We start from the raw sequence: 24,324 nt of genomic DNA on the forward strand, positions 1-24,324 counted from the left end.
AACAATAGCGTTTCCAGGAGATAAAAAATGGTAGGTATCGCAGTTCTCGGCGCCGGTCGTATCGGCAAGATCCACGCAGCCAATGTCGCTGCAAGCAAGTTCGCCAAGCTGGTAGTCGTGGCGGATCCTTTCGCCGATGCCGCTCAGAGCCTGGCCGATGCATTCGGCACCGAAGCCATGCTCGACTGCGAAGCGGCCATCGATCGCGACGATGTCCAGGCCATCGTTATCGGCACCCCGACCCACACCCATATCAGCCTGATGTTGCGTGCTGTGCGCCAGGGCAAAGCGGTGCTGTGCGAGAAGCCGATCGACCTGGACATGGCCAAGAGCCTGGCTGCGGTGGAGGAGGTGGAGCGCCTCAATGGGCGGGTAATGCTGGCGTTCAACCGCCGCTTCGAGTCCACGTTCGCCGAAATGCGCGCGGCCATCGACGCCGGCGATATCGGCGAAGTGCGCCAGGTGATCATCAGCAGCCGCGATCCTGGACTGGCACCTGAAGACTACATCCAGCATTCGGGCGGTATCTTCCGCGACATGACCATCCACGACCTGGACATCGGCCGCTGGTTGTTGGGCGAGGAACCCGTCAAGCTGACCGCCATCGGCAGCCGCCTGATCGATCCGCAGATGATGGAAAAGTACGACGACTACGACACCGCGATGGTGCAGATGCAAACGGCGTCGGGCAAGCAGTGCCATATCAACAACTGCCGCCAGGCGGTCTATGGCTACGACCAGCGCATCGAAGTGTTTGGCTCCAAAGGCATGCTGCAGATGGATAACCTGCGTCCGACGACCATCCGTCGCTGGAATCAGGACGTGACCGATGCGCGCGAACCGCTGCTGAACTTCTTCCTTGAGCGTTATCAGCAAGCCTACAAAGCCGAACTCGATGCCTATATCGAAGCGCTGGTGAAGGGCACTCCGATGCCGACCACCGTGCAGGATGGTCTCAAGGCCCTGCAGCTGGCCGATGCTGCGGTCGAATCGGTCAAGACCGGGCGCGCGGTCAGGCTCTGAGGCCTGAACGGTCATTGGCTATCTCGGACAAGAACACCTGGAGAACATCATGTCTTACAAGCTTGAGAGTGGCGCCACTATTGGTGTGGCCTGCCTGGGGATTACCCACCCACACACGTCGGGCCGCGTCAAAGCCTTCAAGCGCATACCCGGCGTGCAGTTTCTTGGCGCCTATGACGACAGCCCTCTGCTAGCACCGTTCTGCGATGCGCTGGACTTGCAGGCACGCAGCAAGGAAGAAATCCTCGCTGACCCGAACGTGCATGTGGTGCTGGTGCACCCCAAGAGCTACCTGATGGCTGATTGGGCCATCGAAGCGCTGGAGGCCGGCAAGGCTGTTCTCTGCGAAAAACCGGCGGGCCGCGGCACCATCGACACCAGCCGCATCGTCGACGCGGTCGAGCGCACCGGCGGGTTGTTCCAGGTCGGCTACTGCTGGCGCTACGCGCCGTCGGTGGAAAAAATGCAGCAGGTTCTGCAGAGCGGTGAAATCGGCAAGGTTCTACAGGTTCGCGCGCACGCTGGCTGCTCCCATGACGAGGCCGACACCAACCACATGAAGCAACCGGGCGACCGTGGCGGCGCCTTTTATGTGATCGGCTGCCACACCATCGACCGTTTGCTGTTGCACTTCGGCATGCCCAAATCGGTCAATGCGCGGATTACCAAGTTCGCCGGGCAGATGAGTGATTCGGCGCGCGAGGACGCAGTGGGCGCGGTGCTCAACTACGATGATAAGTTGATCACCATCGATTTCATGTCCTGGGACCCGATGCCCTGGACCGAGAGCTGGGACATTACCGCCTACGGAACCCACGGGGTGATGCATTCCACGCCGATGCCTGCGTCGTACAAGCTTTACCACGATGGCAAGAACGGCCATCAGCAAGGCTGGACGCACTGGAACGAGAACAGTTTTCCGGAGATCTGGGCGGTGCGTAAAACCGTCTATTCCCCGGAAATTGCCGAGATCGGTAACCCGGTGTATTTCGATCGTGAAGCCGCTGCCTTCGTCCAGTCGTTACGCACCGGTAGTCCTTCGACGGTGCCAGCCAGCCAGGCGCATAACATCAACGTGATACTCGAAGCGTTGTTCGAGTCCGCTGAGTTGAATGGCCAGGAAGTCAACCTGGCTAAATAGCTACTTGTAGCTCTTTAGACAAAAGCTCCATAGGCGAAATGACCCCGCCGGCTCTGTAAACAGAGCCGGAAGGGGAGTTGCATCCCCGAGAAATGCCAACAACAAAAAGAAGAGGACACTATGCACAAGATCATCAAGGTTGCCGCGGCAGTATTGTTGGGCCTGGCCGTCAGTGCCTGCTCGAAAAACGAAACCAGCACCAAGGGCACCATTGGCGTTGCCATGCCCTCGAAAACCGAAGCGCGCTGGGTTTCAGACGGTAGCAGCATCGTCGACTCGTTGAAGAAACTCGGTTACGACACCGACCTGCAGTATGCCCAGTACGAAGCGCCGACCCAGCTGTCGCAAATCGAAAACATGATGGTCAAGGGCATCAAGGGCCTGATCGTCGCGCCCATCGATGGCACGACCATGGCCGATGTGCTCAAGCAGGCCAAGGAAAAAGGTATCAAGGTCATTTCCTATGATCGCCTGATCCGCAACACCAAAGACTTCGACTACTACGTCACCTTCGACAACTACCGCACCGGGGTGCTGCAGGGACAGTCCATCGTCGACAAGCTGCAGCTCAAACAGGGCAAAGGTCCGTTCAACCTGGAAATCTTCGCCGGCTCCACGGACGACAACAATGCCCATGTGGTGTACGCGGGGGTGATGTCGCAGCTCAAGCCCTACATCGACAGCGGCAAGTTGGTTATTCGCAGCGGCCAGCAGGACCTGGACAAAGTGGCCACGCCCAACTGGGACGGTGCCCAGGCCCAGGCGCGCATGGATAACCTGCTCAGCGCTTTCTACGGCACCGCCCACCTGGACGCGGTACTGGCCATGAACGATCAGATCGCCAATGGCGTGGTGTCTTCATTGCGGGGTGTGGGCTATGGCACGGGCAAGCAAGCAATGCCGATCGTGACCGGCCAGGATGCCGAGATTTCCAGCATCAAGTCGATCATTCGCGGCGACCAGACCTCCACCATTTTCAAGGACACCCGCGCCCTCGCCGAAGCCGCCGCGCAGATGATGGACGCGACCTTGAGGGGCAAGACAGTCGTGGTCAACGACACCACGTCCTATGACAACGGCACCATGATCGTGCCGACCCAGTTGCTGACCCCTCAACTGGTCGATGGTAACAACTGGAAGAAAGTCCTCGTCGATGACACCAGGTTCTACACCCCGGAGCAGTTGCGCTGAGGCAACCCTCGATCGGTGCGTGCTGGCAGGAGAGAAGAAAAATGACAAAAACAATTCTCGATATGCGTGATATCCAGAAATGCTTCGGCCCGGTGAAGGCGCTAAGCCGGGTCAACCTCAAGGTCGGCGATGGCGAAATCCATGCGATCTGCGGTGAGAATGGCGCTGGCAAATCGACCCTGATGAAGATCCTCAGCGGCGTCTATCCGCATGGCACCTTCAGCGGCGAAATTGTCTTCGATGGCGCGCCACGAACTTTCCAGGGTTTGCGCGACAGTGAGGCGCTGGGCATCTGCATCATTCACCAGGAATTGGCCCTGGTGCCAATGCTGTCGATCACCGAGAACCTGTTCCTCGGTAACGAGATCGCGCGTCATGGCGTGATCGACTGGGATGAAGCGCACCAGCGGGCCCGCGAGTTACTCGCGCGGGTCGGCCTCGATGCCCGGCCGCAGACCCTGGTGGGCAACCTTGGTATCGGCCAGCAGCAGATGGTGGAAATCGCCAAGGCGCTGGCCAAGGACGTACGCCTGCTGATTCTTGACGAGCCGACCGCGAGCCTCAACGAAAAAGACAGCGACACCTTGCTCAAGCTGATGCTCGAGCTCAAAGGGCGTGGCATCACTTCGATCATCATCTCGCACAAGCTCAATGAGATTGGGCGGGTAGCGGACGAGATCACCGTGATCCGTGATGGCAGTACCGTCGACGTCATCGACTGCCGCGCCGAGCCTATCGATGAAGGCCGGGTGATCCGCTCCATGGTCGGCCGCGAACTGTCGGACCGCTATCCGAAGCGCGTTCCTGACATTGGCGAAACGCTGTTCGAGGTCGAAGGCTGGTCGGTCGGCGACCCGGAGCACCCCGGGCGCGACCGCATTCGCAACATCAATTTCCACGTGCGTCGCGGCGAAGTGGTGGGCATTGCCGGGCTGATGGGCGCTGGCCGTACCGAATTCGCCATGAGTGTATTTGGCTGCTCCTATGGCTCGAACATCCGCGGCAAGGCTCGTCTCGAAGGGCGTGAAGTGGACCTTGGCAGCGTCCGCAAGGCCATCGATCAAGGTTTGGCGTACGCCACCGAAGACCGCAAGGGCGCCGGTCTGGTACTGGGTGAAAGCATCACCCGCAATACCAGCATGGCCAACCTGGCCGCCGTGTCCAAACGCTGGGTGATGAACGAACTGGCCGAGACCGCGGTGGCGGTCGATTTCCAGGCGTGCCTGCGCATTCGCAGCCCGGACGTTTTGCAGACGGTGGACAAGCTCTCGGGGGGTAACCAGCAAAAGGTCGTGTTGGCTAAATGGCTGTTTTCCGATCCCAAGGTATTGATCCTGGACGAGCCCACCCGCGGCATCGACGTCGGTGCCAAGTACGAGATTTACGCGGTGGTCAATCAGGTAGTGAGCGAGGGCAGGGGCGTCGTCATGATTTCCTCGGAAATGCCTGAGCTGCTGGGTACCTGTGACCGAATCTATGTGATGAATGAAGGGCGCTTTGTCGGCGAGTTTCCGATCGCAGAGGCATCGCAGGAAAAAATCATGCACGCAATCATGAAAAATGAGGTGATCCAGTGAGCGAAGTAAGCATACCTCTCACATCCAAACCAACGGCGCTCACGTCATTCAAGCGCGGAGCGCGCGAATACGGTCTGCTGGCATCGTTGATCGTCATCATGGTGTTCTTCCAGGTGGCTACCGGCGGGGCGCTGATGCAGCCGCTCAACCTCACCAACCTGTTGTTGCAGAACAGCTACATCGTGGTCATGGCGTTGGGCATGCTGATGGTGATCGTCTGCGGCCACATCGACCTCTCGGTCGGTTCGGTAGTCGGCGTGATCGGCGCGCTTGCCGCCGTGCTGATGGTCCAGTATCGATTGGACTTCTTCACCGTAACGGTGATCTGCCTGGCGGCGGGCGCGCTGATTGGCGCGGCGCAGGGTTACTGGGTGGCGGTGTGGGGCATGCCATCGTTCATTGTCACCTTGGCTGGCATGTTGATCTTTCGTGGCGCGACCATCGCGATCTCCCAAGGGCAGTCGATCGGGCCGTTTCCGCCAGCCTTTTCGGCGATCAGTTCGGGCTTCATCCCGGATGTCTTTGCCAACGAAAACCTGCGCATTACCTCGTTGCTGCTGGGGATTGCCGTCGCAGCAGCGTTCTGGGTGGTCGAGTATCGCAGTCGCAAACGCACTCTCAAGAGCGGCGGCAATGTCGCCCCTATGACCCTGTTCGCGCTGAAGAATGGCGTGATCACGGCACTCATCGTGTACTTCTGCTACCTGCTCTCGACATACCGCGGCATCCCCACGGTGCTGGTGATCATGAGTGTGTTGATCGGCGTGTACACCTTCATCATGAACCGCACCGTGATCGGCCGCTGGATCTACGCGGTGGGTGGCAATCTCAAGGCGGCCAAGCTGTCGGGGATCAACACCTCGCGGGTGACCTTCTTCGCCTTCGTCAACATGGGCGTGCTGGCGGCGGTGGCAGGGCTGATTTTCGTCGCTCGCCTTAACAGCGCGACACCGCGGGGCGGTACCGGGTTCGAGCTGGATGTTATCGCTGCGGTGTTCATCGGTGGCGCCTCGGCATCCGGCGGAGTTGGCAAGGTGGTCGGCGTGGTGATCGGCGCTTTCATCATGGGTGTGCTGAACAACGGCATGTCGATTATGGGTATTGGTATCGACTACCAACAGATGATCAAAGGCGCTGTGTTGCTGGCGGCGGTATTCGTGGACGTATATCAGAAGAGCAAGGGTTGATATGGCAGGCATGACTGGCGCCGCAGGGAGACAGCGATGATCAAGCACATTGTGATGTGGAACCTGGAGGGTGAAACGCCTGAACAGCACAGGCAAGCTTGCCTGTTCCTCAAGGAACGTTTTGAAGGGCTCGCCGGACTGATACCTGGACTTCTGAAGATTGAGGTCGGCGTGGATTTGAGTCGAATCGACTATGCCTGCGACGTGGTGCTCTACAGCGAGTTTGATTCGCAGGAAGCTCTGGATGCCTATGCCTCCCACCCTGAGCATTTGCGGGTGAGGGGCGAGTTGGGGAATTCTCGCATCGCGCGGCATCAGGTCGACTACGTGTGCACGTAAGTCACGATGACGCATTAGTCGTCGGCGAACTGAAACCGATAGCCCACGCCATACAACGACTCGATTGGGGTTCTCCCCCAGGCAGGCCTGTTCGAGCTTGCGCCGCAGATTACGGATATGGCTGTCGACCGTGCGGTCGGTAACCACTCGGTGATCGGAGTAGATCTTGTCGAGCGACTGATCCGAGAAAATACTCGTTCTGGAGTGCGGGCGAGAGTGCTGAGTTTTCGGACATCGGTTTCCAAGAACTGGTATCGCCTGCCATCTTCGTACCCCTTGTGGAAAAGGGTACGCCTTCCAATGCTGGTCGCGTGTCGGGTATTTCCCAGACGCCACGCTTGAGGTCGAACTCGCTCCAGCGGGCGAAACGCAGCTCGCTGGAGCGTACAAACACGTGCAGCGACAGCAAGACCGTCAGCCGGGTAAGTGCGCGGCCTTTATAGGTGTCGATCCGTTCCTGTAGTTCCGGCAAGCGCTATAAGGATAAAGCGGGGCGGTGGAGACCCGCGAGGCTTTGATCGAGCCTACGAGGTCGTAAGCAGGGTTTACGGTGATAAGCCGGAGGCGCTTTGCCTCGCACATGATGCTCTGCAGGTAGTTTTGTACCCTTAAAGCGACGTCTATCGTTCCGCGCTTCTTGATCGCTTCCAGGGGCCGCATAAGGTCGTGGGTATCGAGGTCGACAATTGCACGGGCGCCGATCAGCGGGGAGAGGTGGGTTTTGAGGCGACTCGGTTTTCCGAACTGGAGAAGTTCATTCCCGACGTCACGCAGAAGATGCTTATCCAGCAGTTGAAGGGGCTGCAACAAGACGACATCGTTCACCGAACCGTTTACCCAGAGGTGCCTCCGCGGGTGGAGTACGCCCTGACAGAGCTGGGTCATGCACTTGCCCCTACAATGACCGCGCTTATCGACTGGGCCGAACTCCGTCACCTGCACCATGCAAAGCGTGTCGAAACCACTTAACGACGACAAATCCTCGGGCTCGCTAATTCGCTTGGCGGACGAAGCTCAGCTGCGGCTGAGGGAGGGCGCTGGCTGATACCCCTCCAAAAAAGCGGCCGGTTAAGACCGTTAAAAGGGATGACACAGGTCACAGTTCTACCGTGTCTTTGAGGCAACGCGAGCATCTGAGTCGTCCCGCTGCCAACCGCCGCCCAATGCTTTGAACGTGGCCACTGCAGCGCGAGCCGATTCAGTTTGTGCCTGAGCTCTGCCATCCGATGCCGCTAAAAGGTGTTCATCGGCATCCAGTACTTCGATCAGGCTGACCACGCCTTTTTCATAGGCGACAAACGACGTCGCTCGGGCTTTCGCATACGCCGACTCGCCCTGGGCGAGTTGTGTCGATTGTTGCTCGCGGTTGATCAGCGCCGAAAAAGCGCTTTCAACATCTTCGCAGGCCCGCAGAACGGACTGGCGGTAAGCGGCTAAGGCTTCGGCTTCTTGGCCTTTCGCCAAATCAATTTGAGCGTTGATGCGGCCAAAATCGAACAGCCTCCAACGTAATCCCAGTGCCGCCGAAGCCTGACTGGCGCCATTGCTGAACAGGTTTGCACTGGATACCGAGGTAGCACTGCCGAGCAGCGCCCCCACAGACAGTTTGGGGTAGTACTCGGACATGGCTTCGCCGATGCGTGCGTTGGATGCCGCAAGCCGGCGCTCAGCGACGATCAAGTCTGGACGCCGACGCAGCAGGTCGGCCGGAGCACCCATGTCCGAGAGGCCTGACACATCAGGGATGGGCGCCGGCTTAGTCAACTGCGCGCTATAAGTGCCGGGCGCCTTGCCCAACATGACATCCAGCGCATTCATTGCCGCGTCAATGCCTGCTTGCAGTACCGGAACGGTGGCCTGCGCTTGATTCAGCGCGCCTTGGGTCTGGTTCAACTGCAGTTCAGCCGCCAGGCCTTTTGCGTAGAGATGTTCGATGGTGGTGAGCAGTTGTTGTCGTGTGTCTACTTGCTGCCGGGCAATTTCCAGGCGTGCTTGAAGGCCACGGATGCTAATGTAAAGATCGGCTGTCTGCGCGACCACTGCCAGGCGTGTGGCAATCGCCCCGGCTTGTGAGGCCTGATAATCGGCGAAGGCGGCTTCTTTACCTCGGCGCAGCCCGCCAAACACATCCAGCTCCCAGCTGGCATTCAAATTCGCCTCATAGGCACTGCCGTAGCGATTATAGGAAGGGTTTGAGTTCAGCACTTGGCCCAACGGAGTCTCCAATGACTGACGGGCTCGGGCCGCTTGACCGTTGACGGTAGCCGACGGCAGGAGGGCTGCGTTAGCTGCGCCCAAACCGGCGCGAGCCTGCTCGATCCTTGCACTTGCCTGGGCTAAATCGAGGTTCTGTTCAAGTGCTCGATTTATCAGCTGATTGAGTATCGGGTCATTAAATGCGTTCCACCAAGCGGCGAGATCGGCATTTGCGGCGCCCACTTGTCGTGCCTTGGACGTTTGCGCCGAGAAATGCTCGGGCAATTCCACACTGGGTTCTGAGTAGTCGGGGCCCACTGCGCAACCTGCAACCATACCCAAACACAGTAAGACGGCGAAACGAGGAGGAGGGTGCATGCGATACCTGCGAAAGGGTCGTTTTGTGACGATATTACAATTTGGTCACAAGTTGTCAACCACCTTTGGGATGAGTAAGCTGCTCGCATGAATCAGCCATCAGTTTCTTCGCCCAGCGCCCGTGGCCCAGTCGATCACGACATTCGAGACCAGATTGTCGCGGCGGCCAACGAGCATTTCAGTCAGTACGGTTATGGCAAAACAACGGTTTCTGACCTAGCCAAGGCCATCGGCTTTTCCAAGGCTTACATCTACAAATTCTTTGAGTCCAAGCAGGCGATTGGTGACGCAATCTGTACAAATTGCCTGACTGAAATCGTTGCGGCAGTGGAGCAGGCCATCAATGTAGGCGGCATCTCGCCGACTGAACGTTTTCGGCGCCTGGTCAAAACCTTAATCGCTACAGGTGTGAGCCTGTTCTTTAACGACCGTAAACTCTATGACATCGCAGCGTTCGCCGCGTCGGAGCGCTGGCCCAGCTCACAAGTCTATGACGCTCAGATCAAGAGCTTCGTGTCGCAAATCGTGCGTGAGGGGCGAGAGCTCGGCGAGTTTGAACGCAAGACACCACTGGACGAGACGGTAGAGGCGATTCATCTCGCTCTGCGGCCTTTCATCAATCCTTTGCTATTGCAGTACAACCTCGATTTTGTTGAAGAAGCCCCTTCTCTTATCTCCAATCTTGTTCTGCGCAGCCTGATGCCTTAAACCGTCTGCTGACGGATGCGCTGCGCATCCGTATCGGCGTGTGCGCCTGAAAAAACTAGATATCAAGCCTCTCTGCTTTGCTCTGATCAAGTGGGGGAATGTTCATTTGTCTCGGTAGTGACTATTGACAGAATTGGTCACTTGAATAAGCATGGTGCATCCGCTACCGGGAGGTCTTTATGATCCAGCGCCACCGCATGTCACTCATTTTCATTGTCTTGTTGCCGTTTGCCCTGGCAGCCTGCAACGAGGCCACGCCTGCCGATCCTCGCCTTCAAGTGCCCTTGGTGCGCATCGGCGTGGTTCAACCCTCTGCGCCTGCGGCACGGGTATTCACCGGTATCGTCGCGGCTCGAGTTCAGAGCGACCTCGGTTTTCGGGTGCCTGGGAAAGTCTTGGAGCGCTTGGTGGACTCTGGGCAGAGTGTCAAACGTGGGCAGCCACTCATGCGCATCGATGCCAACGACCTGACGCTGGCCGCGAGGGCGCAGCAGGAAGCGGTGCTGGCCGCTATGGCCCGAGCGCGGCAGGCCTCCGATGATGAGCTTCGCTACCGTGATTTGGTGTCCGTCGGTGCGGTATCTGCCTCAGCTTACGCAGGGATCAAAGCGGCTGCCGACTCGGCGAAAGCTCAGCTAAACGCTGCCCAGGCTCAGGCTGATGTGGCGAAAAACGCGACCGGTTATTCGACGTTGCTGGCGGATGCTGATGGGGTTGTAGTGGATACCTTGGCGGAGCCGGGGCAGGTGGTTGGCGCAGGACAGATGGTGGTACGCGTTGCCCATTCAGGGCAACGCGAGGCCGTGATCCAGTTACCCGAGACGCTACGTCCTGAGCTGGGCTCGGCGGCGACGGTTGAGCTCTACGGGCAGAACCAGCGTGCAGGCAGCGCCCGTTTACGTCAGCTGTCCGACTCTGCGGACCGACAGACCCGAACGTTTGAAGCGCGTTATGTGCTGGAGGGAGCGCTCTCCAACGCCACCCTGGGTTCGACGATCTCAGTGGTTATCGCCGACACGGATGTTGCTGATGCCAAGGAATTACAGGTGCCCATGGGGGCCCTCTACGACGCGGGTAAAGGCCCGGGTGTCTGGGTGGTTGGGGGAGAACCGGAGCATGTGGTATGGCGCCCGATCAAGGTTCGCAGCTTGAATAATGAGGCCAGCGTGCGCGTGACGGGTGATCTCCAGGTGGGTGATCGTGTCGTCGCATTGGGTGCACACCTATTGAATGAGGGAGAGAAGGTCAGGACTGAAGTTGCCGGTGCCACGCAAAAAACGGTGGTTGAGGTGAGTCGATGAGCGGCTTCAATCTTTCGGCGCTGGCAGTACGCGAGCGTTCAATCACCCTGTTTTTGATCCTGCTGATTTCTGTGGGTGGGTTGTACGCCTTCTTCAAACTGGGGCGTGCGGAAGACCCCGCATTCACTATTAAACAAATGACGGTGGTCACCGCCTGGCCTGGGGCGACGGCCCAGGAGATCCAAGACCAGGTGGTAGAAAAGCTGGAAAAACGCATGCAGGAACTGCGTTGGTACGACCGGACCGAGACCTTTACCCGGCCCGGCTTGGCATTCACCACGGTTTATCTGCTCGATAGCACGCCGCCCCCAGCCGTCCAGGAGGAGTTTTACCAGGCGCGCAAGAAAATCCTGGATGAGCAGAAGGGGTTGCCGTCTGGGGTGATCGGCCCGATGGTCAATGATGAGTATTCCGATGTCACCTTCGCGCTCTATGCGCTCAAGGCCAAGGGCGAGCCGCAACGTCTGTTGGTGCGCGAAGCCGAGAGCTTGCGCCAGCGTCTGCTGCATGTGGCGGGTGTGAAGAAGGTCAACATCATCGGTGAACAGCCCGAGCGCATTTTTGTCGAGCTGTCCTACGAGCGTCTGGCGACACTGGGCATTTCTGCACGAGACATCTTCAGTGCGTTGAACACGCAGAACATGATAACGCCGGCCGGCTCAGTTGAAGCGAAGGGCCCACAGGTTTTCATCCGCCTGGATGGCGCGTTTGATGACCTGCAGAAGATTCGTAATACCCCACTGACGGTGCAGGGCAGAACCCTCAAGTTGTCCGATGTGGCTGAGGTCAAGCGCGGTTATGAGGACCCTGCGACGTTCCTGGTACGCAACAATGGCGAGCCCGCATTGTTGCTCGGCGTGGTCATGCGCGATGGCTGGAACGGTCTGGATCTGGGGAAGTCGCTGGAGGCCGAGGCGACAGCGATCAACGAGCAGATGCCTTTGGGCATGAGCCTGACCAGGGTCACGGATCAGGCGGTGAATATTGGCGCATCCGTCAACGAGTTCATGATGAAGTTTTTTGCTGCCCTGGGCGTGGTGCTGTTGGTGTGTTTTCTCAGCATGGGCTGGCGTGTCGGCGTTGTGGTTGCCGCGGCGGTGCCGCTGACCCTGGCGGCCGTGTTCATTGTCATGGCGGCCACGGGCAAAGACTTCGATCGAATTACCCTGGGCTCGTTGATTCTGGCGCTGGGACTGCTGGTGGACGATGCAATCATTGCCATTGAAATGATGGTGGTGAAGATAGAGGAGGGCTACGACCGAATCAAGGCCTCCGCTTATGCCTGGAGCCACACGGCCGCGCCGATGTTGTCGGGGACGTTGGTGACGGCGATCGGCTTTATGCCCAACGGTTTTGCCAAGTCGACGGCTGGTGAGTACACCGCGAACATGTTCTGGATCGTTGGCATTGCGCTGATCACTTCCTGGGTGGTGGCCGTGGTGTTTACCCCTTACCTGGGCGTCAAACTGCTGCCGCAGATCAAGGTGCCTGAAGGCGGGCATACGGCGATTTACGGTACACCGAACTACCAGCGTTTCAGGCGCCTGCTGGGCAGTGTGATCCGCCGCAAAGGCCTGGTGGCTACATCCGTCGTTGGCTTGTTTGTTGTTGCGATTCTGGGCATGGGCGTGGTCAAGAAACAGTTCTTTCCAACGTCCGACCGACCTGAGGTGCTGGTTGAGGTGCAGATGCCTTACGGCACCTCTATAGAACAGACTGATGCGGCCGCGGCTAAGGTCGAGGCGTGGTTGGCTCTGCAGTCGGAAGCCAAGATCGTCACCGCTTACATTGGCCAGGGTGCGCCGCGCTTCTATTTGGCGATGGCCCCTGAGCTACCCGATCCATCCTTCGCAAAAATCGTCGTCCTGACCGCGAGTCAGCAAGAGCGCGAGGCGCTCAAGCTCCGCCTCAGGCAAGCCGCAGCCGATGGCTTGGCGCCTGAAGCCCGGGTACGGGTGACGCAGTTGGTATTTGGTCCTTATTCACCGTATCCAGTGGCCTTTCGGGTGATGGGCGCCGACCCCGCGGTGTTGCGGGATATCGCCGCGCAGGTGCGTGAGGTCATGACCGCCAGCCCCATGATGAGGACCGTCAACACCGACTTGGGCGAGCGCGCGCCGGCACTTCATCTCACGCTGGATCAGGATCGCCTGCAAGCATTCGGTTTGACCTCGACCGATGTCGCGCAACAGCTGCAATTCCTGCTCACGGGGGTGCCTGTCACCGAGGTGCGTGAGGACATTCGTTCGGTTCAGGTGGTCGCTCGCTCGGCGGGAGAGACGCGTCTGGATCCGTCGAAAATTGCCGCCTTCACGCTGACCGGTGCCCAAGGGCAGCGCGTGTCGCTGTCCCAGGTAGGGGCGGTGGATGTGCGCATGGAGGAGCCCATTCTGCGACGTCGTGATCGTACGCCGACGATAACTGTGCGCGGTGACGTGGCTGAAGGTCTTCAGCCTCCCGATGTCTCCAACGCCTTTATAACGCAGTTGCAGCCCATCATCGAAAAACTGCCGGCGGGCTACCGGATTGAGTTTGCCGGCTCGATCGAGGAGTCGGGTAAAGCGAACAAGGCATTGCTACCGTTGTTCCCGATCATGATCGCGCTGATGTTGCTGACCATCATTATTCAGGTGCGCTCGATGTCGGCAATGATGATGGTGTTCGCCACCGCGCCTTTGGGCCTGATTGGTGTGGTGCCAATTCTGCTGCTGTTCCAGCAACCGTTCGGGATCAACGCCTTGGTGGGACTGATTGCCTTGTCAGGGATTCTGATGCGCAACACGCTGATCCTCATCGGACAGATTCACTCCAATGAGCAAGCCGGCCTGTCGCCTCACAACGCCGTGGTCGAAGCCACTGTGCAGCGCGCGAGGCCCGTGATTCTCACGGCGTTGGCGGCAATGCTGGCGTTCATTCCGCTGACCCATTCGGTGTTCTGGGGAACGCTGGCCTACACCCTGATTGGCGGTACGTTTGCCGGCACCGTGCTGACCCTGGTGTTCCTGCCAGCGATGTACGCCCTCTGGTTCAAGATCAAGCCTGAGCCCGTGTATGAGCTTGCAGCGAACACTCATGTTGCTTGATACCTGCGTGCCTGGATCGTCTCAAAAAACCTTGTTCAACTTGGTGACGCAGATATATGGCGTAGTCAGCAAGGTCTGCCGATCAATTAGTCGCGCATCGTTAAACCCTGGTCCATCCTCCGAGCGACACCAGCGTACAAACGCCTGCCACCGATCACTGTGCGCTTTGACCGTGCCGTAATGCCCGCTGCCAAATAGATCTTTCAGCGCTTGCGGTCCGATCCGTTCCTGCAATTCAGGCAAGCGCGATAAGGATAAAGCGGGGCGCGGTGGACGACTCGCGAGGCTTTGATCGAGCCTACGAGGTCGTAAGCAGGGTTTACGGTGATAAGCCGGAGGCGCTTTGCCTCGCGCATGATGCTCTGCAGGTAGTTTTGTACCCTTAAAGCGACGTCTATCGTCCCGCGCTTCTTAATCGCTTCCAGGGGCTGCATAAGGTCGTGGGTATCGAGGTCGACAATTGCACGGGCGCCGATCAGCGGGAAGAGGTGGGTTTTGAGGCGACTCATCCCTGTCTTGGAATAGTCCGGTGCCCACTTGGCTGACATTTCCGTGTGCCAGCCGAGGGCAACGCTTTCAAAGGTGCGGCCTTTGATCAGAGCGTCCGTCTTGGCTTGGTTCTTGGCTCCTATGGGGTCAATGCCATCCGCCAGCATTCGCTTGACCACCAAGCGCTTGCGGCGCGCATCGGCGAGGCCAACGATGAGGTAGTTGCCGAAAACGAAAAAACCCGCCAAAAGAAGGCGGGTTTTTCGGGAGTTTCAGAGATTTTGGAAGCCTTCTCTGGAACCTTGTCTGGCTCCACGACCTGGACTCGAACCAGGGACCCAGTGATTAACAGTCACTTGCTCTACCAACTGAGCTATCGCGGAATGTGGCCTATGTTACTGATTAAAAAGGAGAAGTCAAGTACCGCTTGGCATCTTCGATGCTTTTCAAGTCGGGTCAGGGGATGGCTGGCCAGGCAAAACGCGATTGGCGGTTACCAGAAGGCAGGCAGAGGTCTACCATGACGCCCCGGAAGTGGTTTCACGCGCTGCCGGCCCCCAGCCGAAAAGGTACGTGTCATGACCCATCAACAAGTGTTTTGCGTTTCACAGCCTGTGGCGGTGAGCGCATGAGCATTGCCCAGATCAGCCTGCCCAAAGGTGTTGGCCCGCACGTCGAGAAGCTTTTCGAGGCGATCATTCAGGCCGGTTCTGCCGAGGACCTGAATCGTGCTGGCGGCAAGGCCGAAGGCTTTGTGTTGGGGCTGGAAAGCACCAAGGCGATCAAAAGCCAGGTCGCCGAATCGCTGTATGTGGCCTTTGACGACGCCGCCAGTCAGCGTTCGACCGAACTGGCGGGCTGATCGACCTTATCCGCCGAAGGTAAAGGTGCCGAGCATGAACTTGGCGTACAGCGAGGTGGCAGCCAGTTGCACCAGCCACAGGGCCAGGCCACCGAGAAACACGCCCAAGGCAACCTGCCACACCAGTCCGCTGCTGCGTTTGGTCTGGTTGCGCGGCACGAAGTGATCCAGGTCTTCATCGCGGTCAGCGCGTAAATCATCGTTTTTCATAAGATATCTCGAATAGGCAGGGCGCTAGACCATCAGTCTAGAGCGCATGTGCGCCACGCTGTTGATTTTCTGGGCAGCAACGAAAAGGGGAAGCCAAACGGCTTCCCCTTTTCGTTTTGTCGCGTGTGGCTTAGATCACCTGAACGATGGCCTTGGTCACCACATCGATATTGCTCTGGTTCAGCGCGGCGACGCAGATGCGGCCGGTGTCCAGTGCATAGATGCCGAACTCGGTGCGCAGGCGGGTAACCTGCTCAACGGTCAGGCCGGAGTAGGAGAACATGCCACACTGACGACCGACGAAGCTGAAGTCGCGGTCAGGCGCGTTTTTCGCCAGCAGATCGACCATCTGCGTGCGCATGCCGCGAATGCGCAGACGCATCTCGGCCAGTTCCTGTTCCCACTGGGCGCGCAGCTCAGGGCTGTTCAGTACGGCGGCAACAATGGCTGCACCGTGGGTCGGCGGGTTGGAGTAGTTGGTGCGAATCACGCGTTTGACTTGCGACAGTACGCGCGCGCTTTCTTCTTTCGATTCGCTGACGATCGACAGCGCGCCAACACGCTCGCCGTACAGGGAGAACGACTTGGAGAACGAGCTGGAAACGAAGAAGTTCAGGCCCGACTCGGCGAACAGGCGCACAGCAGCGGCGTCTTCGTCGATGCCGTCGCCAAAGCCCTGGTAGGCCATGTCGAGGAACGGTACGAGGTTTTTCGCCTTGACCACGTCCAGAACGTTTTTCCAGTCAGCCGGGCTCAAGTCGACGCCAGTCGGGTTGTGGCAGCAAGCGTGCAGCACAACGATCGAGCCGGCTGGCAGGGCGTTCAGGTCTTCCAGCAGGCCAGTGCGGTTTACGTCGTGAGTCGCGGCGTCGTAGTAGCGATAGTTCTGAACCGGGAAACCGGCGGTTTCGAACAGCGCGCGGTGGTTTTCCCAGCTTGGGTCGCTGATGGCAACGACAGCGTTCGGCAGCAGTTGCTTGAGGAAGTCAGCACCGATTTTCAGCGCGCCGGTACCGCCGACGGACTGGGTGGTGACAACCCGGCCAGCCGCGAGCAGTGGCGAGTCTTTACCGAACAGCAGCTTTTGCACGGCCTGGTCGTAGGCGGCAATGCCGTCGATCGGCAGGTAGCCACGGGAAGCATGTTGAGCGGCGCGAATCGTCTCGGCTTCGACAACGGCTCGCAGGAGTGGAATTCGCCCCTCCTCGTTGCAGTAAACACCAACCCCCAGGTTGACTTTGTCAGTGCGGGTGTCAGCGTTGAATGCTTCGTTGAGGCCCAGGATTGGATCGCGTGGTGCCATTTCGACAGCGGAGAACAGGCTCATTATTACGGCGGCTCTGAATGGAGTGTGGAGGGACGTGTAGCGCTCCAGCCGAATGCACTAGAGCGGTGCACAAACGGGGAGCTAGTATAGAGGCCATCACCGATCGCTGCGACAGGCGATTGGGCTTTTAAGGCAAGTTTTTCGGTTTATTTCTCGACCGTTAGTCAAATTGCAACATCAAGGGGGTTGTGGGGATGTAGGGCGTTTGCCTTGAAACCTGTGGCATTTGGCTCCACATCGAGCACAATCCAGTTTTTTCCCGGCGACATTGGTCGTTTGCGGTCTTTCTCGTTGCTGTCCGGCATTGCCGGGCAGGCCTTCACCAGAGGTACGTTATGTCTGATTTCCAGCTAGTCACCCGCTTTGAGCCCGCTGGCGATCAGCCGGAAGCCATTCGCCTGATGGTCGAAGGTATCGAGGCCGGGCTGGCGCACCAGACGCTGCTCGGTGTGACCGGCTCGGGCAAGACGTTCAGCATTGCCAACGTGATCGCTCAGATCAACCGCCCGACTCTGGTGCTGGCGCCGAACAAGACCCTGGCGGCGCAGTTGTATGGGGAATTCAAGGCGTTTTTTCCGAACAACGCGGTGGAGTACTTCGTTTCCTACTACGACTACTACCAGCCTGAAGCCTACGTACCGTCTTCCGACACCTTTATCGAGAAAGACGCTTCGATCAACGATCACATCGAGCAGATGCGGTTGTCCGCGACCAAGGCCTTGCTGGAGCGCAAGGACGCGATCATTGTCACCACGGTTTCGTGCATCTACGGCTTGGGCAGTCCGGAAACCTATTTGAAGATGGTGCTGCACGTGGATCGCGGCGACAAGCTCGATCAGCGTGCCTTGTTGCGCCGGCTCGCCGACTTGCAATACACCCGCAATGACATGGACTTTGCCCGTGCGACCTTTCGTGTGCGCGGTGATGTGATTGATATCCACCCGGCGGAATCTGATTTTGAAGCGATCCGCATCGAACTCTTCGATGATGAAGTGGAGAAGATTTCCGCCTTCGATCCGCTGACCGGCGAAGTGATCCGCAAACTGCCGCGTTTCACCTTCTATCCGAAAAGCCACTACGTGACGCCACGGGAAACCCTGCTGGATGCCATCGAAGGGATCAAGGTCGAGCTTCAGGAGCGCCTGGAATATCTGCGCTCCAATAACAAGCTGGTGGAAGCGCAGCGTCTGGAGCAGCGCACCCGTTTTGACCTGGAGATGATTCTCGAGCTGGGTTACTGCAACGGCATCGAAAACTACTCACGCTACCTGTCGGGCCGTGAATCGGGCGAGGCGCCGCCAACCTTGTTCGACTACCTGCCAGCCGATGCCTTGCTGGTGATCGACGAATCCCACGTCAGCGTGCCGCAGGTCGGCGCGATGTACAAAGGCGACCGTTCGCGCAAGGAAACCCTGGTGGAATACGGTTTCCGTCTTCCATCGGCGCTGGACAACCGGCCAATGCGTTTTGACGAATGGGAAAGCATCAGCCCGCAGACGATTTTCGTATCGGCAACACCGGGTAACTATGAGGCCGAGCACGCCGGTCGCGTGATCGAGCAGGTGGTGCGGCCGACCGGTCTGGTGGATCCGCAGATCGAAATTCGTCCGGCGCTGACTCAAGTCGATGATTTGCTCTCGGAAATCAACAAGCGTGTGGCACTGGAAGAGCGGGTGCTGGTGACCACACTGACCAAACGTATGTCCGAAGACCTCACCGATTATCTGGCCGACCATGGCGTGCGAGTGCGTTATCTGCACTCGGACATCGATACGGTGGAGCGGGTCGAAATCATTCGTGATTTGCGCCTGGGGACGTTTGATGTGCTGGTGGGGATCAACCTGCTGCGTGAAGGTCTGGACATGCCCGAGGTGTCACTCGTGGCGATTCTCGATGCGGACAAGGAGGGCTTCCTGCGTTCCGAGCGCTCACTGATTCAGACCATTGGTCGTGCAGCGCGTAACCTCAATGGGCGGGCGATTCTCTACGCTGACCGGATCACCGGTTCGATGGAGCGGGCGATTGGCGAGACCGAGCGCCGTCGCGAGAAGCAAATTGCCTTCAACCTGGCCAACGGCATTACCCCCAAAGGCGTGTTCAAGGACGTTGCCGACATCATGGAAGGCGCTACCGTGCCGGGTTCGCGCAGCAAAAAGCGCAAAGGCATGGCCAAAGCTGCCGAGGAAAGCGCCAGGTACGAAAACGAACTGCGCTCGCCGAGCGAAATCTCCAAGCGTATTCGCCAGCTCGAAGAGAAGATGTACCAGTTGGCGCGAGACCTTGAGTTTGAAGCCGCTGCGCAAATGCGCGACGAGATCGCCAAACTGCGCGAACGGTTGATGGTGGTTTGATAATAGAGGTCGATCGTTCCCACGCTCTGCGTGGGAATGCATCCAGTGACGCTGCGCGTCACATCCAGAGCGGACGCGGAGCGTCCGGGGTGGCATTCCCGGCGTGGGAACGATCACTAACTCGGTGTCAGTGCGCTTCCCCAGTCTTGATCCCCGCCGGCAATGCCTTGGTCAGCAGAATCGCCAGCATGCTGATCCCCAATGCAATCCCGACAAAATGAAAGGCATCGTTGTAGGCCATGATCGACGCCTGTTGATGGGCGATCTCGCTGAGTTTGCCTAGCGCTGCGGTCTCATTGCCGAATTTATCGGTCAGTATCGCAATACGCTCGGCGACCTGTGGGTTGCTCGGGACGATGGACTCTCGCAAATAGTCGAAGTAGGTCTTGGTTCGGGCGTCGAGCAGTGTGGCGAGGAGGGCGATCCCGATCGCACCACCGAGGTTGCGCAGGATGTTGAACAGGCTCGAAGCAGACCCTGCGTCCTGCGGCAGGATATAGGCAGTGGCGATCAACGAAATGGTTACCATGATCAGCGGCTGGCCCATGGCACGGATGAGCTGGATCTGATTGAACTGCGGTCCGGCAAAGTCCGGGTTGAGTGCGCCCGACAAGAAACTCGCCAGCCCGAATAGTCCGAATCCCAAAGTGCACAGCAATTTGGGCGGGATGAACTTCATCAGCTTGGGCACCAGCGGGATCAGAAACAGCTGCGGCACGCCCATCCACATAATCACTTCGCCGATCTGCAAGGCGTTGTAGCTCTGGATCTGAGCCAGATACAGCGGCAACAGATAAATCGATCCGTACAGCCCGACACCCATCCCCAGGCTGGAGATGCTCGACAGACCGAAGTTGCGGTTACGCAGGATGCCAAGATTGATCAGCGGGTCAGGCTTGGAGATCTGCACGATCACAAAGGTGATCAGGCTCAACAGCGCGATGCTGCCCAGGGTGACGATCAGATTCGATTCCAGCCAGTTTTTGCGATGGCCTTCTTCAAGAAAAACCTGCAAACAGCCCAGGCCGATGCCAAGTGTAAGAATGCCGGTGTAGTCGGTGCTTTTCAGCAGTTCCCAGTGGGCTTCCTTTTTCTCCAGGCCATAGAGCAACCCGGCGATCATGATCAGACCGGGCGGGACGTTGATGTAGAAGATGTATTGCCAGCCCCAGTTTTCGGTGAGCCAGCCGCCGATGGTCGGGCCGATGGATGGAGCGAAGGTTGCAGTCATGGCGAACATGGCCATGCCTTTGGCGCGGTGGTGTTCGGGGAGCTTGATCAGCGTCAGAGTGAACGCCAGCGGAATCAGCGCGCCGCCGGTGAAGCCTTGTAAGGCACGAAAGACGATCATGCTCTCCAGGCTCCAGGCGATGGAGCACAGCAATGAGGCCGCCAGAAAGCCCAGCGAGACCCATACCGCCAGTCGTCGTGCGGACAGCAGCTGCACCAGCCAGGCGGTGAGGGGGATCATGATGATCTCCGCCACCAGGTACGAGGTGGAAATCCACGAGCCTTCTTCAAGAGTGGCCGACAGCGCGCCCTGAATATCCTTGAGCGAGGAGTTGGTGATCTGGATGTCGAGCACCGCCATAAAGGCACCGAGCATCGCGCTCATCACCGCAATCCAGTCGCGCCGGGTCGGTTCACCGACCGGACGGATCAGTTGATCACCGGCCATTTTCTGCGTCAGCGTCGGCTTTGATGTTGACTTTGACGGTGACCGACATGCCCGGGCGAATTTTGCCGCGCAGCGGATTATCAGCGGCGAAGGTCAGTTTGACCGGGATGCGCTGAACCACCTTGGTGAAGTTGCCAGTGGCGTTGTCCGGCGGCAGCAGACTGAACTGCGCGCCAGAGGCGGCGAACAGGCTGTCGACTCGGGCCTCGATCGGTGTGTCGCCATAAGCATCGAAAGTCAGCTCGGCTTTTTGCCCGGGCTTCATGTGGCCGATCTGGGTTTCCTTGAAGTTGGCCTGAATCCAGATGTCCTGATCCGGCACGATCGACAGCAAGTAGGCGCCGGCCTGCACATATTGGCCGTTGCGGGCTGCGCGCTGGCCGATCAGGCCGCTGATCGGTGCATGGATTTCACTGCGGGCCAGGTTCAGCTCGGCCTGAGCCAGGTCGGTTTTGGCGTTGGCGATCTGCGCGTCGAGGCGTTTGATCTCGGCGCTGAGGGCGTTGACCTGCTGGCGCTGGGCTTGCAAGTCAGCCTGGGCCTTGGCCACTTGCGAACGGGCGATATGGTTGTCGGCGGAGAGGGTGGTGACCCGTTCTTCCGAGACATAACCTGGTTTACGCAGGGTCTGCGCGCGGGACAGGTCGATCTGTGAACGTCCGAGGCTGGCCTGGCTGGACGCAACCTGTGCCTGGCTGGCGGCGATCAGGCTCGCCTGTTGGGTCAGCTTGCTCTGGGCTTGCAGGCGTTCCGCCTCGCGGGTGGCCAGCGTGGCGTTGGCGCGGTCGACGGCGAGATGGAAGTCAGCGCCTTCGAGTCTGATCAGAAGTTCGCCTTGTTCCACGTGCTGGTTGTCGCGCACCAGCACTTCGTCGATGCGTGCGCCCAGTTGGCTGGACACGCGAGTGATTTCGCCCTGGACATAGGCGTTATCGGTGCTTTCATAAAATCGTCCCTTGAAGAACCACTGGGCGAAGAGGCTCAGTGCGATCAGCAGGACGATCGACAGAAAAGTAAGCAGGCGACGCTTGAGTGGGGCAGGCATGGGCAGACTGTAGTCGATAGGTGTAAGGAAATTTAACAGGGGGGGCGAATCTGGCATATAGCCAGCGGGGGGTAAATGCCGGTTGCTGATAATCGGCCATTCAGCTGCTTTAGAGCGGTTTGTAGCCTCAACCTTGGCTTAAATGCCCTGCTCACTGGAGCCGGGTCGGTGTCGCCTGTTACCATTCGCCCCTTGTTTCATCTCCGCTTTTTATATTCTTTCCGAGACATGCCATGACCACCGTCCGCACTCGCATCGCGCCATCGCCAACCGGGGATCCCCACGTCGGCACCGCCTACATCGCTTTGTTCAACTACTGCTTTGCCAAGCAGCATGGCGGTGAGTTCATCCTGCGGATCGAAGACACCGATCAATTGCGTTCGACCCGAGAGTCCGAACAGCAGATCTTCGATGCCTTGCGCTGGCTGGGCATCGACTGGAGCGAAGGTCCGGATGTCGGCGGCCCGCACGGCCCGTATCGCCAGAGCGAGCGCGGTGATATCTACCAGAAGTACTGCCAGCAGCTGGTCGACCTGGGCCATGCCTTCCCGTGCTTCTGCACCAGCGACGAACTGGACCAGATGCGCGCCGAGCAAATGGCCCGCGGAGAAACCCCACGCTACGACGGCCGTGCGCTGTTGCTCTCCAAAGAAGAAGTCGCCTCCCGCCTGGCCGCTGGCGAGCCCCACGTGATCCGCATGAAGGTGCCGACAGAAGGCGTCTGCGTGGTACCGGACATGCTCCGTGGCGATGTCGAGATCCCATGGGATCGCATGGACATGCAAGTGCTGATGAAGACCGACGGCTTGCCGACCTACTTCCTTGCCAACGTGGTCGACGATCACCTGATGGGCATCACCCACGTCCTGCGCGGCGAAGAGTGGCTGCCCTCGGCGCCGAAACTGATCCTGCTTTACGAATACTTCGGCTGGGAACAACCGCAGTTGTGCTACATGCCGCTGCTGCGTAACCCGGACAAGAGCAAGCTGTCCAAGCGCAAGAACCCGACCTCGGTGACCTTCTACGAGCGCATGGGCTTCATGCCGGAAGCGATGCTCAACTACCTGGGTCGTATGGGCTGGTCAATGCCGGACGAGCGCGAGAAGTTCTCACTGCAGGAAATGGTCGACAACTTCGACCTGTCGCGGGTTTCCCTGGGCGGGCCGATCTTCGACATCGAGAAGCTGTCCTGGCTCAACGGCCAGTGGCTGCGTGATCTGCCGGTGGCAGAGTTCGCCAGTCGCGTGCAGACCTGGGCGCTGAATCCTGAATACATGATGAAGATCGCACCGCACGTGCAGGGTCGGGTTGAGACCTTCAGCCAGATCGCGCCGTTGGCCGGGTTCTTCTTCGCCGGTGGCGTGACGCCGGATGCCAGGCTGTTCGAGTCCAAGAAGCTCTCGGGCGACCAGGTGCGTCAGCTGATGCAACTGATCCTGTGGAAGCTGGAAAGCCTGCGTCAGTGGGAGAAGGACAGCATCACCGCGACCATTCAGGCCGTGGTCGAGTCCCTGGAGCTGAAGCTGCGTGACGCCATGCCGCTGATGTTCGCTGCCATCACTGGCCAGGCCAGCTCGGTGTCGGTGCTCGATGCGATGGAAATCCTCGGTCCGGACCTGACGCGTTTCCGCCTGCGCCAGGCCATCGACTTGCTCGGTGGTGTGTCGAAGAAGGAAAACAAGGAGTGGGAAAAACTCCTGGGCGCTATCGCCTGAGACGGCTGAGTCGGCACGTTCCCTCTGTAGCAGCTGCCGCAGGCTGCGTTGGGCTGCGAAGCGGCCCTTAAATGGCCTCGACTCAATTTACTGATAAAGGGCAGGACGCCCGATTCAGGAGCACTTCATGGTCCAACGCAGCCTTCGGCAGCTGCTACAGAGTGGATGCCCTCCCCGGATTCTCTAGGGGAGGGCGGTAAGTGATTGTTATGCCGACAAAAAATATTGAAAATTGTTGAAAAAGAATTTGACAGCTTCCCAATACGCCCTTAAGATTCGCCCCGTCCTCACCGACGAGGGGCTATAGCTCAGCTGGGAGAGCGCTTGCATGGCATGCAAGAGGTCAACGGTTCGATCCCGTTTAGCTCCACCAATTTTACAGTTCAAGGTCTGGCCACACCGGCCTTGAATCGATCAGACTCAGCCTGATCAGATGTATAGAAGGGTTTGCGTCCCCTTCGTCTAGTGGCCTAGGACACCGCCCTTTCACGGCGGTAACAGGGGTTCGAGTCCCCTAGGGGAC

18 protein-coding genes, 3 tRNA genes and 4 pseudogenes are annotated in these 24,324 nt (G+C 58.7%); 15 read left to right on the plus strand and 10 right to left on the minus strand.

All coding sequences use genetic code 11. From position 1 onward, the window contains the following. Positions 1–27: 27 nt before the first annotated feature. The 6 genes from iolG to AC07VR_RS28105 all read left to right on the plus strand — a co-directional run bounded on the left by iolG (position 28) and on the right by AC07VR_RS28105 (position 6,458). Complete coding sequence (gene iolG, locus AC07VR_RS28080) at positions 28–1,023, plus strand: inositol 2-dehydrogenase (protein ID WP_495013194.1); 996 nt, start codon at positions 28–30, stop codon at positions 1,021–1,023. Between the two features lie 13 nt (positions 1,024–1,036). Continuing rightward, positions 1,037–2,164, plus strand: coding sequence for a Gfo/Idh/MocA family protein (locus tag AC07VR_RS28085; RefSeq protein ID WP_495013206.1), 1,128 nt, complete (start codon positions 1,037–1,039; stop codon positions 2,162–2,164). A 120-nt stretch (positions 2,165–2,284) separates the two neighbouring features. Further along, complete coding sequence (chvE, locus tag AC07VR_RS28090) at positions 2,285–3,355, plus strand: multiple monosaccharide ABC transporter substrate-binding protein (RefSeq protein WP_495013195.1); 1,071 nt, start codon at positions 2,285–2,287, stop codon at positions 3,353–3,355. Between the two features lie 41 nt (positions 3,356–3,396). After that, the gene (gene mmsA / locus AC07VR_RS28095; RefSeq protein ID WP_495013196.1) at positions 3,397–4,932 is read left to right on the plus strand and encodes a multiple monosaccharide ABC transporter ATP-binding protein; all 1,536 of its coding nucleotides are present in this window, start codon (positions 3,397–3,399) and stop codon (positions 4,930–4,932) included. Further along, positions 4,929–6,119, plus strand: coding sequence for a multiple monosaccharide ABC transporter permease (gene mmsB, locus AC07VR_RS28100; protein WP_495013197.1), 1,191 nt, complete (start codon positions 4,929–4,931; stop codon positions 6,117–6,119). Before mmsA ends, mmsB begins: the two co-directional genes overlap by 4 nt. A gap of 36 nt (positions 6,120–6,155) precedes the next feature. After that, positions 6,156–6,458: a Dabb family protein gene (locus AC07VR_RS28105; RefSeq protein ID WP_495013198.1), complete on the plus strand. Its 303-nt coding sequence runs from the start codon at positions 6,156–6,158 to the stop codon at positions 6,456–6,458. Positions 6,459–6,472: 14 nt separating this feature from the next. Here the strand turns inward: AC07VR_RS28105 and AC07VR_RS28110 are convergent. Further along, positions 6,473–6,688: pseudogene (locus AC07VR_RS28110) on the minus strand (winged helix-turn-helix domain-containing protein); the annotation flags it as partial. Further along, positions 6,679–7,190: pseudogene (locus AC07VR_RS28115) on the minus strand (tyrosine-type recombinase/integrase); the annotation flags it as partial. The pseudogenes AC07VR_RS28115 and AC07VR_RS28110, both read right to left, overlap by 10 nt. On the opposite strand from AC07VR_RS28115, the gene AC07VR_RS28120 reads away from it, so the two are divergent. Then, positions 7,125–7,427 (plus strand): winged helix-turn-helix transcriptional regulator, encoded by a 303-nt coding sequence (locus AC07VR_RS28120; protein ID WP_495013199.1) that lies wholly within the window; start codon positions 7,125–7,127, stop codon positions 7,425–7,427. The pseudogene AC07VR_RS28115 and the gene AC07VR_RS28120 sit on opposite strands and share 66 nt — an antisense overlap. 135 nt (positions 7,428–7,562) lie before the next feature. Here AC07VR_RS28120 and AC07VR_RS28125 read toward each other — a convergent pair whose 3' ends face one another. Then, positions 7,563–9,032, minus strand: coding sequence for an efflux transporter outer membrane subunit (locus AC07VR_RS28125; protein ID WP_495013200.1), 1,470 nt, complete (start codon positions 9,030–9,032; stop codon positions 7,563–7,565). Between the two features lie 87 nt (positions 9,033–9,119). Between AC07VR_RS28125 and AC07VR_RS28130 the strand changes: the two genes are divergently transcribed. From AC07VR_RS28130 to AC07VR_RS28140, 3 genes are all read left to right on the plus strand, one after another. Next, complete coding sequence (locus tag AC07VR_RS28130) at positions 9,120–9,740, plus strand: TetR/AcrR family transcriptional regulator (protein ID WP_495013201.1); 621 nt, start codon at positions 9,120–9,122, stop codon at positions 9,738–9,740. Positions 9,741–9,919: 179 nt separating this feature from the next. After that, positions 9,920–11,041, plus strand: coding sequence for an efflux RND transporter periplasmic adaptor subunit (locus tag AC07VR_RS28135; RefSeq protein WP_494994090.1), 1,122 nt, complete (start codon positions 9,920–9,922; stop codon positions 11,039–11,041). Continuing rightward, positions 11,038–14,124, plus strand: coding sequence for an efflux RND transporter permease subunit (locus AC07VR_RS28140; RefSeq protein WP_495013202.1), 3,087 nt, complete (start codon positions 11,038–11,040; stop codon positions 14,122–14,124). Before AC07VR_RS28135 ends, AC07VR_RS28140 begins: the two co-directional genes overlap by 4 nt. 28 nt (positions 14,125–14,152) lie before the next feature. On the opposite strand, the pseudogene AC07VR_RS28145 reads toward AC07VR_RS28140, so the two are convergent. The 3 genes and pseudogenes from AC07VR_RS28145 to AC07VR_RS28155 form a co-directional block, all read right to left on the minus strand. Continuing rightward, positions 14,153–14,343: pseudogene (locus AC07VR_RS28145) on the minus strand (integrase domain-containing protein); the annotation flags it as partial. Further along, positions 14,344–14,855: pseudogene (locus AC07VR_RS28150) on the minus strand (tyrosine-type recombinase/integrase); the annotation flags it as partial. It abuts the pseudogene before it with no gap. Positions 14,856–14,920: 65 nt separating this feature from the next. Further along, a tRNA-Asn gene (locus AC07VR_RS28155) sits at positions 14,921–14,996 on the minus strand. Positions 14,997–15,241: 245 nt separating this feature from the next. Between AC07VR_RS28155 and AC07VR_RS28160 the strand changes: the two genes are divergently transcribed. Then, positions 15,242–15,475 carry a hypothetical protein gene (locus AC07VR_RS28160; RefSeq protein ID WP_495013203.1) on the plus strand — a complete coding sequence of 78 codons (234 nt, stop codon included), beginning with the start codon at positions 15,242–15,244 and terminating at the stop codon, positions 15,473–15,475. A 6-nt stretch (positions 15,476–15,481) separates the two neighbouring features. Here the strand turns inward: AC07VR_RS28160 and AC07VR_RS28165 are convergent, their stop codons facing one another. Then, positions 15,482–15,685, minus strand: coding sequence for a hypothetical protein (locus tag AC07VR_RS28165; protein WP_123425711.1), 204 nt, complete (start codon positions 15,683–15,685; stop codon positions 15,482–15,484). Between the two features lie 130 nt (positions 15,686–15,815). Then, a complete protein-coding gene (locus AC07VR_RS28170) occupies positions 15,816–17,012 on the minus strand; it encodes an amino acid aminotransferase (protein ID WP_494994087.1) in 1,197 nt (398 codons plus the stop codon). 335 nt (positions 17,013–17,347) lie between these two features. Between AC07VR_RS28170 and uvrB the strand changes: the two genes are divergently transcribed. Beyond that, complete coding sequence (uvrB, locus tag AC07VR_RS28175; protein ID WP_494994086.1) at positions 17,348–19,363, plus strand: excinuclease ABC subunit UvrB; 2,016 nt, start codon at positions 17,348–17,350, stop codon at positions 19,361–19,363. Positions 19,364–19,490: 127 nt separating this feature from the next. Here uvrB and AC07VR_RS28180 read toward each other — a convergent pair whose 3' ends face one another. Beyond that, the gene (locus tag AC07VR_RS28180) at positions 19,491–21,041 is read right to left on the minus strand and encodes an MDR family MFS transporter (RefSeq protein WP_494994085.1); all 1,551 of its coding nucleotides are present in this window, start codon (positions 21,039–21,041) and stop codon (positions 19,491–19,493) included. Beyond that, entirely contained in the window at positions 21,031–22,086 is a 1,056-nt protein-coding gene (locus tag AC07VR_RS28185) for an HlyD family secretion protein (protein ID WP_495013204.1), read from the minus strand. The genes AC07VR_RS28180 and AC07VR_RS28185 overlap by 11 nt, the downstream gene beginning before the upstream one ends. Positions 22,087–22,319: 233 nt before the next feature. Here AC07VR_RS28185 and gltX point away from each other — a divergent pair, with 233 nt between their 5' ends. The 3 genes from gltX (at position 22,320) to AC07VR_RS28200 (ending at position 24,324) form a co-directional block, all read left to right on the plus strand. Beyond that, positions 22,320–23,801: a glutamate--tRNA ligase gene (gene gltX, locus AC07VR_RS28190; protein WP_494994083.1), complete on the plus strand. Its 1,482-nt coding sequence runs from the start codon at positions 22,320–22,322 to the stop codon at positions 23,799–23,801. A 297-nt stretch (positions 23,802–24,098) separates the two neighbouring features. Continuing rightward, a tRNA-Ala gene (locus tag AC07VR_RS28195) sits at positions 24,099–24,174 on the plus strand. 78 nt (positions 24,175–24,252) lie between these two features. Beyond that, positions 24,253–24,324, plus strand: a tRNA-Glu gene (locus tag AC07VR_RS28200).

The sequence above is a fragment of the Pseudomonas sp. GW821-FHT02H09 genome, from assembly GCF_059421425.1.